The sequence below is a fragment of the Streptomyces sp. WAC00040 genome (genome assembly GCF_056835925.1).
Genome location: NZ_JAKQZE010000001.1, coordinates 3,368,012 through 3,383,934 on the forward strand (window position 1 = coordinate 3,368,012; position 15,923 = coordinate 3,383,934).

13 protein-coding genes and 1 pseudogene are annotated in these 15,923 nt (G+C 71.6%); 10 read left to right on the forward strand and 4 right to left on the reverse strand.

Annotated features, from left to right (window positions below; translation table 11 throughout):
• The first annotated feature begins 233 nt into the window (after positions 1–233).
• The 6 genes from MDN94_RS15660 to MDN94_RS15685 all read left to right on the forward strand — a co-directional run bounded on the left by MDN94_RS15660 (position 234) and on the right by MDN94_RS15685 (position 6,724).
• Positions 234–2,366 (forward strand): putative bifunctional diguanylate cyclase/phosphodiesterase, encoded by a 2,133-nt coding sequence (locus tag MDN94_RS15660; protein ID WP_482726411.1) that lies wholly within the window; start codon positions 234–236, stop codon positions 2,364–2,366.
• 334 nt (positions 2,367–2,700) lie between these two features.
• Positions 2,701–2,997, forward strand: a complete 297-nt coding sequence (gene gatC, locus MDN94_RS15665; RefSeq protein WP_005311569.1) for an Asp-tRNA(Asn)/Glu-tRNA(Gln) amidotransferase subunit GatC — start codon at positions 2,701–2,703, stop codon at positions 2,995–2,997.
• 5 nt (positions 2,998–3,002) lie between these two features.
• On the forward strand, positions 3,003–4,499 hold the full coding sequence (gatA, locus tag MDN94_RS15670; RefSeq protein ID WP_356621119.1) for an Asp-tRNA(Asn)/Glu-tRNA(Gln) amidotransferase subunit GatA: 1,497 nt from the start codon (positions 3,003–3,005) through the stop codon (positions 4,497–4,499).
• Positions 4,496–4,738: a hypothetical protein gene (locus MDN94_RS15675; RefSeq protein WP_441266043.1), complete on the forward strand. Its 243-nt coding sequence runs from the start codon at positions 4,496–4,498 to the stop codon at positions 4,736–4,738. Before gatA ends, MDN94_RS15675 begins: the two co-directional genes overlap by 4 nt.
• 16 nt (positions 4,739–4,754) lie before the next feature.
• Positions 4,755–6,266, forward strand: a complete 1,512-nt coding sequence (gene gatB, locus MDN94_RS15680; protein WP_482726412.1) for an Asp-tRNA(Asn)/Glu-tRNA(Gln) amidotransferase subunit GatB — start codon at positions 4,755–4,757, stop codon at positions 6,264–6,266.
• Positions 6,267–6,436: 170 nt separating this feature from the next.
• Complete coding sequence (locus tag MDN94_RS15685; protein ID WP_482726413.1) at positions 6,437–6,724, forward strand: hypothetical protein; 288 nt, start codon at positions 6,437–6,439, stop codon at positions 6,722–6,724.
• Between the two features lie 53 nt (positions 6,725–6,777).
• Here the strand turns inward: MDN94_RS15685 and MDN94_RS15690 are convergent, their stop codons facing one another.
• On the reverse strand, positions 6,778–7,686 hold the full coding sequence (locus MDN94_RS15690) for a hypothetical protein (protein WP_482726414.1): 909 nt from the start codon (positions 7,684–7,686) through the stop codon (positions 6,778–6,780).
• 271 nt (positions 7,687–7,957) lie between these two features.
• Between MDN94_RS15690 and MDN94_RS15695 the strand changes: the two genes are divergently transcribed.
• From MDN94_RS15695 to MDN94_RS15710, 4 genes are all read left to right on the forward strand, one after another.
• Positions 7,958–10,060, forward strand: coding sequence for a phosphocholine-specific phospholipase C (locus tag MDN94_RS15695; RefSeq protein ID WP_482726415.1), 2,103 nt, complete (start codon positions 7,958–7,960; stop codon positions 10,058–10,060).
• A 207-nt stretch (positions 10,061–10,267) separates the two neighbouring features.
• Positions 10,268–12,478, forward strand: coding sequence for an MMPL family transporter (locus MDN94_RS15700; protein ID WP_482726416.1), 2,211 nt, complete (start codon positions 10,268–10,270; stop codon positions 12,476–12,478).
• Between the two features lie 27 nt (positions 12,479–12,505).
• The gene (locus MDN94_RS15705) at positions 12,506–13,063 is read left to right on the forward strand and encodes a GNAT family N-acetyltransferase (RefSeq protein ID WP_482726417.1); all 558 of its coding nucleotides are present in this window, start codon (positions 12,506–12,508) and stop codon (positions 13,061–13,063) included.
• A 67-nt stretch (positions 13,064–13,130) separates the two neighbouring features.
• Positions 13,131–13,898 (forward strand): GNAT family N-acetyltransferase, encoded by a 768-nt coding sequence (locus MDN94_RS15710; protein ID WP_482726418.1) that lies wholly within the window; start codon positions 13,131–13,133, stop codon positions 13,896–13,898.
• Positions 13,899–13,967: 69 nt separating this feature from the next.
• On the opposite strand, the pseudogene MDN94_RS15715 reads toward MDN94_RS15710, so the two are convergent.
• The 3 genes and pseudogenes from MDN94_RS15715 to MDN94_RS15725 form a co-directional block, all read right to left on the reverse strand.
• Positions 13,968–14,263: pseudogene (locus MDN94_RS15715) on the reverse strand (ArsR/SmtB family transcription factor); the annotation flags it as partial.
• A 155-nt stretch (positions 14,264–14,418) separates the two neighbouring features.
• Complete coding sequence (locus MDN94_RS15720) at positions 14,419–14,754, reverse strand: DUF6191 domain-containing protein (protein WP_482726419.1); 336 nt, start codon at positions 14,752–14,754, stop codon at positions 14,419–14,421.
• 13 nt (positions 14,755–14,767) lie between these two features.
• Positions 14,768–15,910, reverse strand: coding sequence for a PQQ-dependent sugar dehydrogenase (locus tag MDN94_RS15725; protein ID WP_482727083.1), 1,143 nt, complete (start codon positions 15,908–15,910; stop codon positions 14,768–14,770).
• Positions 15,911–15,923 lie beyond the last annotated feature (13 nt).

The window sequence follows — 15,923 nt, forward strand, 5'->3', positions numbered from 1 at the left end:
CCCGGAGCGCCGGTGGAACGCCCAGTACAGGTCACGCGTTCACCGCATACCAGATGGTTAAGGGTGGCCGGGTCGCATTCGGGCAAGAGCTGTAGAGCGCTGCCCGTGCAGGTCTCCCGCGGCCTACTGTTGAAATGTGCGCCTGTCGTGCACGGCTGCGTGGTGGGATTCAGTCGTGGTGGCATGACAACGGGAGCCATCGCGAGGCACCGCCGGCTGTGAGAGGGACGGGAATGAAACCGACCGAGAGCGCCGCCCCGGTCTCACGGCCGCGTGCACTCGCGGCCCTGGTGGGCAGGAAACCCGGCTTGCCCGCGGCCGTCGTGGCAACTGCCGCGCTCGTGCTGGGCATCGGAGTCGTACGGGCCCTGCAGGAGGGGCACGCGCTCTTCCCCACCGGCACCGCCGGCTGGTCACTCGCCGTGCTCACCGGGATCATCGTCGGGCATCTCGTCGCCCTCGGCCGCGACCGCTGGTTGGGCGGCGCGGGATCGGGTGCCGCCCTCACCCTCGCCACCCTGCTCCTGTTCGGCTGGGTGGCGGCGGGGCTGGTCTCCCTCGCCGTCGTGGCCCTCGTCGGCGCCGCCTGCCGCAACCGCTGGCGGCAGGGCGTGCTGCACGGCGCCGTCGACATCCTCGGCATCGGGGCGGCGGCGCTCGCGCTCGCCCTCTTCGACGTCGTGCCCACCGTCGAGCGGCCCTGGGACCCGCTCGGTTGGGAGCCCGCGGCCGCGCCCGAGGTGATCCTCGCCGCCACCGCGTATCTGGGCGCCACCCGGCTACTGCTCTGGTACGTGCTGGCACCGCAGGCCGGCGGTCTGCCGACCGTCGCCCGCACGGCCCTGCTGCGGCAGGGCCTCGTCGCCGTCGCGCTCGTCGGCATAGCGCCGCTGATCTGCGTCGTCGCCGTCGCGATGCCGCTGCTGCTGCCGCTGTTCGCCGTACCGCTGATCGCACTGGACTCCACGCTGTGGATCGCCAGGGCCAGGGCCGAGGAGCAGCTGCGTGACCCGCTCACCGGCCTGCCCAACCGGCAGTGGCTGCTGGAGCGCACCTGGTCCGCACTGGAGGACGCGGAGAGCAGCGGCGCACGCGCCGCGCTCGTCCTGATCGACCTCGACCGCTTCCGGTCCGTCAACGACACACTCGGTCACCTCGCGGGGGACCGGCTTCTGCTGCAGATCGCCGACCGGCTCCGGCTCGCCCTGCCGCGGGGAGCGGAGGCCGCGCGGCTCGGCGGCGACGAGTTCGCCGTGCTGCTGCCCACCGCCGACTCGACGACGTCCGCGCAGCGGATCGCCCGGCACCTCGTCGCCGATCTGTCCTCCCCGCTCGACCTCGACGGGCTCACCCTCGTCCTGGAGGCCAGCGCCGGACTGGCCGTCTTCCCCGATCACGCGCTGGACGCCGAAGGGTTGCTGCGCCGCGCCGACGTGGCGATGTACCAGGCCAAGCGCGACCGGACAGGCGTCGAGGTGTACGAATCCAAGCGCGACAGCAACACCCCCGACAGGCTCGGTCTCCTCGGCGACCTGCGCCGCGCGCTGGACGCCGGAGACGTCGAACTCCACTACCAGCCCAAGGTCCGCTTCGACGGGCACGTCGCCGGTCTCGAGGCCCTCGTCCGCTGGGTCCACCCCGAGCGGGGGCGGGTCCCCCCGGACGAGTTCATCGCCATCGCCGAGTCCTCCGGACTGATGCCGCATCTGACCGAGTACGTCCTCGAGACGGCACTCGCCCAGGTGGCCACATGGCGCGCGCAGGGACTCGAGGTCCCGGTCGCCGTCAACGTCTCGCCCCGCGACGTCCACACGCCCGGCTTCGCCGGGGCCGTGGCCGCGCGGCTCGCCCGGCACGGCGTCCCCGCGGGCGCGCTCCAGCTGGAGATAACGGAACACGTGCTGCTGGAGGACCCGCAGCGGGCCGCGGACACCCTGGCCGGGCTCGCCGACCACGGCGTGAAGATGTCGCTGGACGACTTCGGCACCGGCTACTCGTCCCTGGTCCACCTGCGCCGGCTGCCCGTCAGCGAGCTGAAGATCGACCGCTCCTTCGTGGCCAGGCTCGCGGTCGACGCAGAGGACGCGGAGATCGTCCGCTGCACCGTGGACCTCGCCCACTCCCTCGGCCTGCTGGTGGTCGCGGAGGGCGTCGAGGACGACGAGACCTGGGAGCGGCTGAGGGACCTCCGCTGCGACGCGGTGCAGGGGTGGCTGGTAGCCGCGGCGATGCCTCCGCAGGAGGCCACGGCGTGGCTGCTGGCCCGCGGCGAGCACGGCTGGCACCGTCCGGCCCTTCCGGCGGCCGGTGAGATCCCCCCGCCCCAGGCGCGCGCGAACCGCACGTCGGGCCGCGCGGTGACGTAGGCCTCTGACGGCGGTGTTCCCGACTTTCCCCGCCGGGCAGCGGCCCGCCGCCGGGCGGGGAAGCGGATCCCGGCGGTATCGGTGACGGCCCTGCGCAGTGCGCGTAGCGTCCGGTCCCGGGCCCTGCCGGGCAGCAGGCGCGGCGCCGGCCCCGCGCAGGGGGCATGGGCAGAGCCGCCGTGGCGTGGGCCGGGTTTCGGGGTTGGGGGGCAACACGTACGGGCCGGGTCGCAAGGGGAGGCCGCGGCGGGGGAAGACAACCGTTTCACGGTCAGCGGGGCTCGCCCCATAGGATTGGGCCAAAACCATCACACTCACCCCTGAGGATCGCTGCATGCCTGGCATCACGCGCGAGGAGGTCGCCCACCTCGCACGGCTGGCGCGTCTGGAGCTGTCCGGCGAAGAGCTCGAGCACTTCGCCGGTCAGCTCGACGACATCATCGGCGCGGTCGCCCGCGTCTCCGAGGTCGCCGACCAAGACGTACCGCCGACCTCCCACCCGCTGCCGCTGACCAACGTCATGCGCGCGGACGAGGTCCGTCCGTCGCTCACCCCCGAGCAGGCGCTCTCCGGCGCCCCGGCCCAGGAGCAGCAGCGTTTCAAGGTGCCGCAGATCCTGGGGGAGGACTAATCACCATGTCGGACAGCATCATCAAGCTCACCGCCGCCGAGATCGCCGCGAAGATCGCCGCCGGCGAGCTCACGGCCGTCGAGGTGACGCAGGCCCACCTGGCCCGTATCGAGGCCGTCGACGAGAAGGTCCACGCCTTCCTCCACGTCGACCGCGAGGGCGCGCTCGCCCAGGCCCGCGCCGTCGACGAGAAGCGCGCGAAGGGCGAGAAGCTCGGTCCTCTCGCCGGTGTCCCGCTCGCGCTGAAGGACATCTTCACCACGGAGGGCATCCCCACCACGGTCGGCTCCAAGATCCTCGAGGGTTGGATCCCGCCGTACGACGCGACGGTCACCCAGCGGCTCAAGGCGGCCGACGTCGTCATCCTCGGCAAGACCAACATGGACGAGTTCGCCATGGGGTCCTCGACCGAGAACAGCGCGTACGGCCCGACGGGTAACCCGTGGGACCTCACCCGTATCCCCGGCGGCTCCGGCGGTGGCTCCAGTGCCGCGCTCGCCTCCTACGAGGCGCCGCTCGCCATCGGCACGGACACCGGCGGCTCGATCCGTCAGCCCGCCGCCGTGACCGCGACCGTCGGCGTCAAGCCCACGTACGGCGGAGTGTCGCGGTACGGCATGGTCGCGTTCAGCAGCAGCCTCGACCAGGGCGGGCCGTGCGCCCGTACCGTCCTCGACGCCGCCCTGCTCCACGAGGTCATCGCCGGGCACGACCCGCTCGACTCGACGTCCATCGACGCGCCGGTGCCGCCGGTCGTCGAGGCGGCCCGCAACGGCTCCGTGGCCGGAATGCGCGTCGGCATCGTCAAGCAGTTCCGCGGCGAGGGCTACCAGGCCGGCGTCGTGCAGCGCTTCGACGAGTCGGTGGAGCTGCTGAAGGAGCTCGGCGCCGAGATCGTCGAGCTGGACTGCCCGTCCTTCGACCTGGCGCTTTCCGCGTACTACCTGATCGCGCCCTCCGAGTGCTCCTCGAACCTCGCCCGCTTCGACGCCATGCGTTACGGCCTGCGGGTCGGCGACGACGGCACGAAGTCCGCGGAGGACGTCACCGCGCTCACCCGCGAGGCCGGCTTCGGTGACGAGGTCAAGCGCCGCATCATGCTCGGCACGTACGCGCTCAGCTCCGGCTACTACGACGCGTACTACGGCTCCGCGCAGAAGGTCCGCACCCTCATCACCCGGGACTTCGAGAAGGCGTTCGAGCAGGTCGACGTGATCGTCTCCCCGACGACGCCGACCACCGCCTTCCCGATCGGCGAGCGCGCCGACGACCCGATGGCGATGTACCTCGCGGACCTGTGCACGATCCCGACCAACCTGGCCGGCAACGCGGCCATGTCGCTGCCCTGCGGTCTCGCACCGGAGGACGGCCTGCCCGTCGGCCTGCAGATCATCGCCCCTGCCATGAAGGACGACCGTCTGTACAAGGTCGGTGCAGCCGTCGAGGCGGCGTTCGTGGAACGCTGGGGGCACCCGCTGCTTGAGGAGGCTCCGTCGCTATGAGTGCCATGGCAAAGAAGGCCAAGAACTTCAAGAAGTCCAAGACCGGGCTGTACGTATCGCTCGGCAGCACCGCGTTCGGCGCGATCAGCGTCGCCAAGCAGGCCAGGCTGGCCCGCGAGGACGGCGACATGCTGCGGCTGATCGACGCCGCGGTGTCCGCCGCCGCCATCGTCACCGGCCTGGCCATCCTCTACCGCGAGCTGAAGCGGCTCGGCGACGACGACGTTCTGCTGGGCTGAGAGGGAAAGTTTCATCGTGACCGTCACTGAACTGGTGTCGTACGAGGACGCCCTCGCGTCCTACGACCCCGTCATGGGCCTCGAGGTCCATGTCGAGCTCGGCACCAAGACCAAGATGTTCTGCGGGTGCTCCACGGAGCTGGGCGCCGAGCCCAACTCGCAGACCTGCCCCACCTGCCTCGGCATGCCCGGCTCCCTGCCGGTCGTCAACGCGGTCGCCGTCGAGTCGGCCGTCAAGATCGGCCTCGCGCTGCACTGCGAGATCGCCGAATGGTGCCGCTTCGCCCGGAAGAACTACTTCTATCCGGACATGCCGAAGAACTTCCAGACCTCGCAGTACGACGAGCCGATCGCCTTCAACGGCTATCTGGACGTCCAGCTCGAGGACGGCGAGGTCTTCCGCGTGGAGATCGAGCGCGCCCACATGGAGGAGGACACCGGCAAGTCGACCCACGTCGGCGGCGCCACCGGCCGTATCCACGGCGCGTCCCACTCCCTGCTCGACTACAACCGGGCCGGCATCCCGCTGATCGAGATCGTCACCAAGCCGATCGAGGGCGCCGGCACGCGGGCTCCCGAGGTCGCCAAGGCGTACGTCGCCGAGCTGCGCGAGCTCATCAGGGCCCTCGGTGTGTCCGAGGCCCGCATGGAGATGGGCCAGATGCGCTGCGACGTGAACCTGTCGCTGCGCCCGAACGGCACCGAGAAGTTCGGCACCCGTTCCGAGACGAAGAACGTCAACTCGCTGCGCAGCGTGGAGCGTGCCGCCAGGTACGAGATCCAGCGGCATGCCGCGGTGCTCTCGTCCGGCGGCACCATCGTGCAGGAGACCCGGCACTTCCACGAGGACGACGGCTCCACGACGTCCGGGCGGGTAAAGGAGGAGGCGGAGGACTACCGCTACTTCCCCGAGCCCGACCTGGTCCCGGTCGCGCCCACGCGCGAGTGGGTCGAGGAGCTTCGCGCCACCCTGCCCGAGCTGCCGCGTCTTCGGCGCAACCGGCTGCGTGAGGAGTGGGGCGTCTCCGAGCACGACATGCAGTCGATCCTCAACGCCGGCGCGGTCGCCCTGATCGTCGCCACGATCGAGGCGGGCGCACCGGCCGACCAGGCCCGCAAGTGGTGGATGGGCGAACTGGCCCGCAGCGCCAACGAGTCGGGCAAGGCCCTGGACGAGCTGCCGATCACCCCGGCGCAGGTCGCCCGGGTGACCGCGCTGGTCAAGGAGGGCTCGCTCAACGACAAGCTGGCGCGCTTGTGTCTCGAGGGCGTGCTCGCGGGCGAGGGCGACCCGGACACCGTCGTGGACAAGCGCGGCCTGAAGGTCGTCTCGGACGAGGGCGCGCTCGGCGCGGCCGTCGACGAGGCCATCGCGGGCAACGCGGCGATCGCGGACAAGATCCGCGGAGGCAAGGTCGCGGCGGCGGGAGCGCTCGTGGGCGCGGTCATGAAGACCACCCGCGGCCAGGCCGACGCGGCCAGGGTGAAGGAACTGATCCTTCAGAAGCTGGGCGTCACCGAGGGCTGACGGCTCTGCACGGCGAGGGCGGCGCGCACCACGGGTGAGTGCCGCCCTTCCGTGTTCCCGGCGTCCGCGTCGCCTGTGGGGCGCGGCATGCGCCTTCTGGTGGCGGCGGCAGCCGCACCGCGGGGTGAATCCCCGCGTTACCGATCGGGGAGCCGGGCCGTTGTCACCACATGACCACAGCACACCGTGTACTCGCCGCTCTCGCCCTCGCCACCGGCGCCTCCGCGCTCGCGGCCCCCGCCGCGACCGCCGCCTCACCCGAACTCCCCGTCGGGACGCTGTCCGTCATGGACACGGTCGACACCCTCAACGAGAGCTCCGTCGCACCGGAGCGGCGCGGGCAGATGCCGAGCACCTCCGAGCAGCTCTCCGGCCTCAACAGGCTGGCCGAGGTGCCCGGTGAGCTGGACCCGCTCACCAGCCAGGCCGCGCCCGTGGCGGGGCTGCTCGGCGCCTAGGGTCCTCCATTCGGACCAGGCCGGATGCCGCACGGCGGCGGGCGGACGTTCGGTCAGTGGCGGACGCCCAGTACCGGCAGCCACAGTTCGCCCCGGTCCTTGCAGCTCACGTCCCTCGCACGGAGCTCCTCCGGCGCCCTGGTGCCGCGGGCGCACAGCTCGGTGACGACGAGGGCGGCCAGGTCCCCGGCGCTCTCCGGCCCGGGATCGGGGAAGTCCGTCTGCCACCAGCCGCGGTCCCTGCTCTGCCAGCCGCGGGCGAGCATCGTCCTGGCGCGGTCCTCGTTGTTCTCCCCGTCGCGGTCGTCGATCGACGCCTGGAGGCCGTCCTCGAGGCTGTAGGACACGAGCAGCTGGCGGCCCCGGTCGACGGCGCTGGTCAGGCAGAAGCTCGCCCAGTCGGTGCCGACCTGCACCGGCAGCTGCTCCACCCACGCCGCGAGAAGCAGCTGAAGGCCGTACTGGAACTGCGCCAGGTCCGCGGCGGGACGGCCGCCCGGACGGGACGTCGGGCGCTCGCCGGGGCCGCTGCGGTCCAGCTGCCACACGTACGGAAGCAACGCCGGGTCGTACGGCTCGCCGCCGGACCACGCGCCGCCCCACTCGAAGGCCCGCCGCTCCTCGCCCTCGAAGGTCAAGGTGTCGTGGACCGACAGCCCCACCTGCTGCCGGTCCCCGGCGAGCAGGACGGTTCTGCGGCCGTCACGCCAGCGGACGCTCGGGCCCTCCGCCGAGCCGCCGTACAGCGTCGGCTCGCCGATCCGCGCCACGATCGCGTCGTACACTCCCTGGAGCGCGAGGCGGCGCCCGGCAGGAGTGCTGTCCGGCTCGTGGACGAGCACGGGGACGGGGGCGCGGCCCAGGTGCGGGCCGGGAGCGTCATGGAGCATGCGGGCGAACTCCGCGGCGTCCGCGGGCGTCAGGGCCGTCTGGTGGATCCCCCTGTATTCCATGTCGGCCATCGTGCCAGTCGGCGCCGACAAATCCGCTCGTCTTGTGGACCACGGCCGATTCCCGCCGTCGTGCGCCCCTCGAGGCCGGATGCCCCGGCCCCCAGTACGGTGGAGCGATCGGGTCCGCCGCCGGCAGGATGCCGATCGGAATCCCTGGCCGGTCTCTTGGACGTTCACCACTCGGATGTCATTAGGCCTTCCGGGGGACATCCGCTCCGATTACCGTCCCTGCGGAGCAATGGCTCAAGGACGAACCATTGGCCGTCGACGGGAGATCGGGATGTCACCGGAGATTTCGCGCAGAAGAGTGCTCGCTTTCGGTACGGGAGCACTCGGCGCGGCGGCCGCGGGATCACTGCTGCCGCCGTCTCTCCAGGCGGCTCTCGCCGCTGATCCCCCGGCCGGCGGGCTGCGCGCGGTCGAGCACGTGGTGATCCTCATGCAGGAGAACAGGTCCTTCGACCACTACTTCGGGACGCTGCGCGGAGTGCGCGGCTTCGGCGACCGCAACGCCGTAGAACTCCCCTCCGGCAGGACGGTCTTCGAGCAGCCCGCGTCGCAGGGACCGGTGCTGCCCTTCCCCGTCCGGGAGGCCGCCGCGGCGCAGCGGAAGGACCTCCAGTACATCGGCGACCTCGACCACTCGTGGGGCGGCGGCGCCAAGGCATGGCGCGACGGCTGGATGGACGGCTGGGTCTCGGCGAAGACCGCCGCGACCATGGCCTACTACGACCGGCGCGACCTGCCGCTGCACTACGAGCTCGCGGACACCTTCACCATCTGCGACGCCTACCACTCCTCGATCCACACGTCGACGAACCCGAACCGCAACCATCTCTGGAGCGGCTGGACGGGACACGAGGCCGACGGCAGCCGGGCCGTGACCAACGCCGCGTACGCCGAGGGCACCCACCCCGGCTACCCGTGGCCCACGTACGCGGAGCGCCTGGAGCGGGCGGGCCGCAGCTGGAAGACGTACACGGAGTGGGAGAACTTCACCGACAACAGCATCGAGTTCTTCACGAGCTTCAAGAAGATCGCGCGCAAGGCGCTGGCGGAGTCCGGTGACTTCACGTACATGGAGGCCTTCTACGCCAAGGTCCGCGAGACCGAGGACGCCGCGGAGCGCGCCGCGCTGCTCGCGTCGCTCGAGCGGGGCGTCGCGAAGCTCTCGAAGAGCGAGCGGTCGCTCTTCGAGCGCGGGCTGCGCCGGGTCGAGACCGGCACCCTCGCGGAGAGCTTCCGCGCCGACGTGGCCGCCGGCCGGCTCCCCGCCGTGTCCTACCTCGTGCCGTCGGCCGTGGACTCCGAGCACCCCGGGACCTCGTCGCCCATCGCCTCCGCCTCCCTCGTCTACAAGGTCCTCGACGCCCTCGCCTCGCACCCCGAGGTCTGGCGGCGCACCGTCGTCCTGATCAACTACGACGAGAACGACGGCTTCTTCGACCATGTGCCGCCGCCGGTCCCGCCCGCCGACAACACCGACGAACGCTGGCAGGGGCTCCCGACCGGCCTCGGGATCCGCGTCCCCATGCTGGTCGTCTCGCCCTGGTCGGTCGGTGGCTACGTCTGCTCCGAGGTCTTCGACCACACCTCGGTGATCCGGCTGCTGGAACGGTGGACCGGGGTCGAGGAGCCGGGCATCACACCGTGGCGGCGCACCGTGACCGGCGACCTCACCTCGGCCTTCGACTTCGGCAGGGCCCGCCCCCTGCCGGAGGTGGAGCAGCCGGGGGAGATACCCGCGTTCACGGGCCGCTGGCGGCCCGCGCCTCCCGCGGTGCAGTCGATGCCCGTCCAGGAGCCGGGCACCCGTCCCGCGCGTCCTCTGCCGTACCAGGCCGACGCCCACGCGACGCTGTCCGCCGGCGCGGTCACCGTGGCGGTCCGCAACAGCGGCCGGGCGAGCGCGCACTTCGCGCTCTATCCGTACGCGGGCGAGTTCCCCGTGCCGCAGCACCGGGACGTAAGGGGCGAGGCGCAGTGGACGGTGCCCCTTACGCGTGCGGACTACCGTTTTACGATCACCGGCCCGAACGGCTTCCGCCGGGAGTTCGCCGGCCCCGCGCGGGGCACCGCAGAGGTCCGCTCCGTCATCGACCACCACGACCGCGACGTGCACCTCACGCTGCGCAACAGCGGCAGCGCGCCCCTCACATTCACGGTGCGGCCCCTCGGCTATGTCGAGGAGGCGGACCTGCACGGCTGGACCCGCAGGATCACCGTGAAGGCCGGACGCAGCCGCACCGTCGTCCACTCGGCGGCCGACGCGCACGGCTGGTACGACCTCGAGGTGACCGTCGAGGGGCCTGAGCGGGAGTCCGGCTTCCGGCGCCGGCTGATGGGACACATCGAGAACGGCCGCCCCAGCGTCTCGGGCTGACGCGGCGCGTGTCCCGGGTGAGCGGTGCACATCGCTGTCATGGGGCAGCGATGTGCACCGCTTTGCACCGGTGTGCATCTGTGTGACTCACCCCACGAAAGGGACAAACGATCACGATTGGCTGCCAGAGTGTCTTCTTGCAGGTCATGAGTTCTTTGCGGGCCTTTCCCGACCAAAGATCCACGAACCATCAGGGGAGCCGGTCCGTTGGCAGCAATTGCCCGGTGGTGCGTCAGGCACCGCCTCGTCGTCGTCCTGTTCTGGCTCGCCACCCTCGGCGGCGCCGCGGCCGCCGCGGGAATCGCCGGAGCCGCCTACTCCAACGACTACGAGGTCCCGGGCACCGAATCCGGCCGTGCCACCGCTCTCCTCCAGGACGGCTTCCACGGCCGGGCCGGCGACAGCGACACCATCGTCTGGCGCACCGACAGCGGCAGCGTCCGGGCCCCGGACGTCGAGAAGCGCATGTCCGACATGCTCCAGGACGTCGCCGGGCTCGACGGCATAGCCGGGGTCGTGAGCCCGTACGGCAGCGACGGCACCACGCAGATCAGCCCCGACTCCCGCACCGCCTTCGCCGTGGTCGCCTTCGACCAGCAGGTCGAGGACATTCCCGAGGCGCAGGCCAGGGCCGTCGTCGACACCGCGAAGGCCGCCGCGGGCGACGGGGTGGACCTCGAACTCGGCGGCAGCGCCATCGCCCTGACCGAGGCCCCCGACGGGCATCTCGCCGAAATGGTCGGTGTGGCGGTCGCCGCGGTCGTCCTCTTCCTCGTCTTCGGCTCCCTCGCCGCCAGCGTGCTGCCCATCGCCACGGCGCTCGTGTCCGTCGGAACCGCCTACGCGGGCATCGTTCTCCTCGGCCACGTCATGACCGTCGCCGACTTCGCGCCCATGCTGGGCCTCCTGATCGGCCTCGGCGTCGGCATCGACTACGCGCTCTTCATCGTCACCAGACACCGCAAGGGGCTCAAGCGCGGCCTCCCGGTGGACGAGGCGGTTCGCGACGCCGTGGCCACCACGGGCCGCGCCGTCGTCTTCGCCGGCGCCACCGTCTGCATCGCGCTCCTCGGAATGCTGATCCTGCGACTCGGCTTCCTCAACGGCGTCGCGATCGCCGCCTCCCTCACCGTCGTCCTCACCGTCGCCGCGTCCGTGACGCTGCTGCCCGCCATGCTCTCGATGATCGGCATGCGGGCCCTGAGCCGGCGCGAGCGCCGGCGGCTCGCCGAAGAGGGGCCGCAGCCCGAAACGCCGACCGGCTTCGCCGCCCGATGGTCCGCCTTCGTCGAGCGCCGGCCCAAGCTGCTGGGCGCCTTCGCCGCGGCTGTCATGCTGGTGCTGGCCCTGCCGACGTTCTCTCTGCACCTCGGCACGTCCGATCAGGGCAACGGCCCCGCCTCCGCCACCACCCGGCAGTCGTACGACATGCTCGCCGAGGGCTTCGGCCCCGGCGTCAACGGGCCCCTCACACTCGTCGCCGAGTTGGAGGGACCCGACGACCACATGGCGCTGGACCGGCTCCGGGAGGACCTCCGCGCCACCGACGGCATCGCGTCCGCCGGGCCCGTCGCCTACAACAGCAGCGGGGACACGGCGGTGCTGACCGTCATCCCTGAGTCCTCGCCGCAGTCGAAGATGACGAGCGAACTCGTCGACCGCCTGCGCACCGAGGTCCTGCCGGTCGCGGAGAACGGCACCTCGCTCCAGGTGCACGTCGGCGGTGTCACCGCCGGCTACGACGACTTCGCAGAGGTCATAGTCGGTAAGCTGCCCCTCTTCGTCGGCGTCGTCATCGCGCTCGGCTGCCTCCTGCTGCTGCTCGCCTTCCGCTCCCTCGGCATCCCGCTGAAGGCCGCGGCGATGAACGTCCTCGCCGTCGCCTCCGCCTTCGGCATCGTCGTGGGCGTCTTCCAGTGGGGCTGGGGCAGCGAGCTGCTCGGCCTCGGCAGCGCGGGCCCCATCGAGCCCTTCCTGCCGGTGATCATGGTCTCTGTGCTCTTCGGCCTCTCCATGGACTACCAGGTCTTCCTGGTGAGCCGGATGTACGAGGAATGGCTCCAGACCGGCGACAACCAGCGCGCGGTGCGGGTCGGGCTCGCCGAGACCAGCCGCGTGATCAACTCCGCGGCCGTCATCATGATCTCCGTCTTCCTCGCCTTCGTGCTCAGCGGCGACCGCGTCATCGCCATGTTCGGCATCGGCCTCGCCGCTGCCGTGGCGCTGGACGCCTTCGTACTGCGCACCCTGCTGGTGCCCGCGCTGATGCACATGCTCGGCGGCGCGAACTGGTGGCTGCCCCGGTGGATGGGCCGTCTGCTGCCCCGGATCAGCATCGAAAAGCCCGAGTGCCGCGAGGCCGCGCATGCAAAAATCCCCGGTGCACGCGCGCGCGAGGACGGCGAGCTCGTGCGGTAACGGCCCACGGTCCACCGAAGGAGCACTGTGTTTGCCATAAGCCTCGGCGACGACGGAGCGGAGCTGCGTCCCCTGGAACCGTGGCAGGCGGAGGAGTTCTTCGCCCACATCGACCGTGGCCGCGAGTACATCGGCCGCCACGTCGGCCTGCCGGACATCGTCAAGGACGTCGCCGCCGCAAGGACCTTCCTCCAGTCGTACGCCGACAAGGCGGCCGCGGACACGGGACGCATCTACGGCATCTGGATGGAGGGCACCCTCGTCGGCGGTGTCATGTTCCGCACCATGGACGTTGCCCAGGGGACCTGCGAGGCGGGCTGCTGGCTCGAACCCACCGCGGCGGGCCGGGGCCTGGTCACGCGCGCCGTGACGGTCATCATCGACTGGGCGGTGGAGGTACGCGGAATGCACCGCGTCGAATGGATCGTCGCTTCCGCCAACCAGGCCAGCATCAATGTCGCCAAGCGCCTGGGCATGACACACGAGGGCACCCAGCGGGAGCTCTACCTGTACCGCGGCGAGCGGCACGACGAGCAGATCTGGTCGGTGCTGGCACCTGAGTGGCGCAAGCGACGGGCCGCGTAGCGGGCAGCGCGAAGGGCAGCGCAGAAAACCGATGGTGCTCCTGAGCAGGCGGTGCTCCAATGCCCGGATGGACCCAAGTGATCAGCAGGCCGTACTCGCCCTGTTCGACCGGCAGTTGCGCCGGCATGCCCCGGGCGGCGAGCCGGTCGGCGACATGGTGCGCCGCACCGGTGCCGACGGTGACTGGAGCGGTGTCCTGTGGTCCGCGCTGCGTCCGGAGACCGCCGATGCCGCGATCGAGGGTCAGGTGCGGTACTTCTCCGGGCTCGGTCGCCCGTTCGAGTGGAAGCTGTACAGCTATGACACTCCGCACGACCTCGGTGAGCGGTTGCTCGCGGCCGGATTCACCCCGGAGCCCGACGAGACGGTGATGGTCGGGGAGGCCGCCGGCCTGACCGCCGGCGCCGCACTGCCCGACGGGGTACGGCTGGAGCCGGTGACCGGCCCGGCGGGCGTCGACCTCGTGGCCCAGGTGCACGAGCAGGCCTTCGGCACGAGCAGCGAGCGGCTTCGCGAGCAGCTCCTCGTCCAGTTGGCCAAGGACCCCGACACGATCGCCATCACCGTCGCGATGGCGGGCGACCTCCCCGTCTGCTCCGCACGCTTGGAACGCTACCCGGGGACGGACTTCGCCGGCCTCTGGGGCGGCGGCACGCTCGCCGCATGGCGCGGCCGCGGCATCTACCGGGCCCTGGTCGCCCACCGGGCACGTCTCGCCGTGGCCGGCGGCGTCCGCTTTCTGCAGGTCGACGCGTCGGACGACAGCCGGCCCATCCTCGAACGGCTCGGCTTCACGGCGCTGTGCACCACCACGCCGTACGTCTACGAGCCGTGAGCCCCGGCTGTGAGGCACGCGTTGTGATTCCCGGGCCGTGATCCCGGGGGCTGTCACGCCCCGCGGTCGCTACGAGCCCTGGGCCCGTACCAGCACGTCGCCGGCGGTCGAGCGGTAGTAGAGCACGGACCGTCCCGCACGGCGGCGGCCCACCAGCCCGGCGCCCAGGAGCACCTTGAGGTGCCGGCCCACGGAGCCGAGACCCTGGCCCGTCAGCGCCACGAGGTGCGTCGTGCTCATCGGGCTGTCCAGGAGCATCAGCACGCTCGCCGCCCGGTGCCCAGCATCCTGGCCAGCGCCTCCGGGGCGGCGGCGCGCTCCGGCTCCGCCAGCCTGCCCGAGCACTGGTACACCACGGCGTTCCGTGCACTGTGCCGTCGGCGTCCGGCCGGTCCAGGGAGGCCGACGACGAACGCCGCGTTCCCGCCGCAGACACGCGCCGCAGACGCGCGGCGCGGCGAGCGTCCCTCCGCCGAGGACGGAGGGCCAGGCGGGCGAGTCGTCCCCGACCGCCGGTGTTTCACCCAGGCGGCGTGATCCTCCGCGACGACGGATTCTCGTGCCTGTCCACTTCCGCGTCAGCCGTGCCGACCGTCCCTGCCGCGTCAGCCGTTCCGGCGGCTCCGGCCTGTGCACCCGGCTCCCGGGCCGGCCCCACCGTCGCGTCCGCCGCTGGAGCGTCTGCTGCCGATGGCGCGTCCGTGGCCCTGACCGTCACCTTGCCCGAGTCGAGGTCTATCGGGCCGCGGCCCGGGTCGCCGTCACCCACGTCGACCCTGGTCAGCGCCAAGCGGTTGCGCTCGTCGTCGGTGTGCTTACGGCCCGGTGCGAAGATCTCCTCGAAGGCGTTGAACACGGATCGGCCTCCCCTATCGGACCTCCAGCTGGAGGATCTTGTCGTCGCCCGACTCCGGCGTGCCGCGGGTGTCGGTCTCGCTGGTGAGGAGCCAGAGCTTGTCCCCGCCCGCCGGTACGACGGTACGCAGACGGCCGTGCTCCTCCTCGAGGAAAGCCTGCGGGTCCGCGGAAGGCGCGGTCCCGGACAGCGGGATGCGCCACAGGCGTTCGCCGAGCAGCCCGGCCATCCAGATCGAGCCCTCCGCGTACGCGATGCCGCTCGGTGAGGCGTCCGTCGTCTTCCACTGCGCGACGGGGTCGACGAAGCCGGACCGGCCGCCCTCGCCCTCGACTTCCGGCCAGCCGTAGTTCTTCCCCGGCTCGATCAGATTGAGCTCGTCCCAGGTGTTCTGCCCGAACTCCGCCGCCCACAGTCGCTTCTCGGAGTCCCAGGCGAGGCCCTGCACATTGCGGTGGCCGTACGAGTAGACGACCGAGTCGGCCTCCGGATTGCCGTGGACCGGGCGGCCGTCCGGCGTCATGCGGAGGATCTTGCCGCCCAGCGACTCCTTGTCCTGGGCGAGACCGGTCTCGCCCGTCTCGCCGGTGCCCGCGTACAGCATCTTGTCCGGGCCGAAGGCGATCCGACCGCCGTTGTGGATGATCCCCTTGGGGATGCCGCGGAGCACCGTGTCCGGCGCGCCCAGCTGCTGGCCGGCCGGCTTCTGCTCGTCGTAGAGCAGGCGGGCGATGCGGTTGTCGGAGGCGGTGGTGAAGTACACGTACACCTGGTGGTCGGAGGCGAAGGAGGGGGAGATCGCGAGGCCCAGCAGGCCGCCCTCCCCGCCCGGTGCGACACCCGGCACGGAACCGATCTCGGTCTTCTCGCCGCTCTCCGCGTCGACGCGGGTGATGGTGCCCTCGTCCCGTGAGGTCACCAGCAGGTCGCCGCCCGGCAGGACGGCCGCGCCCCAGGGCGACTTGAGGTCCTCCGCCAGGGTGGACACAACCTTGACGGAGCCCTTCGCGGGCGGGCCGGCGGGGCTGGGAGGGGGGCTCGGTGCCGCGGTCGAGGGCGGGGCGGCCTCTTTGGAGGCGCCGGGTGTACCGGCGGACGGACCCGTCCCGTCGCCCGACGAGCATCCGGCCGCAAAGAGGAGTGCGACGGCGGCCATTACGGCCGTCACT